The organism is Paeniglutamicibacter sp. NPDC091659 (assembly GCF_044756805.1).
In the GTDB taxonomy this organism is placed as follows: Bacteria; Actinomycetota; Actinomycetes; order Actinomycetales; family Micrococcaceae; genus Paeniglutamicibacter.
In genome coordinates this window covers 1-1,280 of record NZ_JBIVTO010000031.1, presented here as the reverse complement: position 1 = coordinate 1,280, position 1,280 = coordinate 1, and the positions used below count along the sequence as shown (strand labels likewise).

The 1,280-nt window shown below is 63.5% G+C and carries 3 protein-coding genes; all 3 read right to left on the bottom strand.

The genetic code is table 11. The annotated features are described in order from the left end of the window. Positions 1-105: 105 nt before the first annotated feature. Entirely contained in the window at positions 106-477 is a 372-nt protein-coding gene (locus ACIQLF_RS21845) for a hypothetical protein (protein WP_400303346.1), read from the bottom strand. After that, entirely contained in the window at positions 478-837 is a 360-nt protein-coding gene (locus ACIQLF_RS21840) for a DnaJ domain-containing protein (protein WP_400303343.1), read from the bottom strand. It lies immediately after the preceding gene. 239 nt (positions 838-1,076) lie between these two features. Beyond that, positions 1,077-1,280: Hsp20/alpha crystallin family protein (locus ACIQLF_RS21835; protein WP_400303340.1), on the bottom strand; the 204-nt coding region annotated here is incomplete at its 5' end.

Sequence of the window (1,280 nt, the reverse complement as noted above, 5' to 3'; positions counted from 1 at the left end):
TTCGTTTGGTTCCGCACGAATTTCGCGAATCGGGAATTGGCCGTGGTGATGGTCATGCGCGCACGGTTCTCTGTCTGAGGAGCTGGGAGCTTGCTCTGCCGTATCTCACCGTGGGTTGGATCCTTCGATGAAGGCCTTGGCATGGTCAACGGCCTTCTTGAAGGCGTCGTTGCGCAGCCTCACCTCCTCCAGATGCCCGGATTCCAGGTAATCGGTGGCCCCGGGACGCAGCAACCAGATACCACCGGCCGGGGGCAGGTAGAACATGGCGAAAGACCGGTGGGAGTCGTCATCGCTCCACACCGGAACAACGGCCAGCGCGGCACCGGTATCGATGTTGAGCCATTGGGCCCGCGGCAAGGGCTGTGCATGGACCTCGGGGTCCAGAAACGGTGCGCTCCCTTTCCCCCAACGCTCCTCAAAGCGTTCGTGGAAAAGCGGCAACAAAGGGGAATCATAACGACGCCATGCACTCATTCAGAGCCACCTCCTGGCTGGCGATTCCCACCGAAGTGGGGAAATTTTCAAGGACATCCCGCCGCCCGCCGCCGACCCGGGACCCGGCTCCCGGAGCTTCGGGCCGGGGAAAGGCTCCGTAGGTGTCTGGCGGTTCCGGTCGTAGCGATTCCGGCGGGCCGGATCGGAGAGCACCGCGTAGGCTTCCATGATCTCCGCCAGCAACTCGCGTTCGCGACCCTCCTCCCCGCGCGTTGACGGTGAGGGCGCGGTGTCCGGATGGTGTTGGCGAAGCAGGGACCTATAGGCGCGGGCGATGTCATGGTCAGTGGCGCGCGATTCGAGGCCCAGTACGACATAGAAATCAGAAGCACCCTGCACGGTGTTCCTCCCCGCAAAAACTTCGGCGGTGTCGATCACCGCCGGGGTAGAGACGGGTGGTCCCCGGCGCTGGGGCCGGGGACCACCCGGTGTTCGGAGGCAGTCCGTGGGTCCTTATCTCTCGCGTTTTTTACGCAATGGCGGGCCATGTGGGCTCACGCCTTTTACTGTTTCAGGCCGCTTATCGAAATGCCTCCGATATCCGGGGAACACCGCGGTGTTCCCCGGGTTCGGTGTGGTCAAGCGTCGATCGCCTGCTGGTCGGTTTCCTTGGAGGTGATCGCGATCTTGCGTGGCTTGGCTTTCTCGGCCACCGGGATCCGCAGGGACAGGACGCCGGCCTCGTAGCTGGCCTGGATGTGCTCCGTATCCAGGTTTTCACCCAGGACCAGCTGGCGGCTGAAGACGCCCCGCGGCCTTTCGGAGGCCAGCATCTCCAGGCC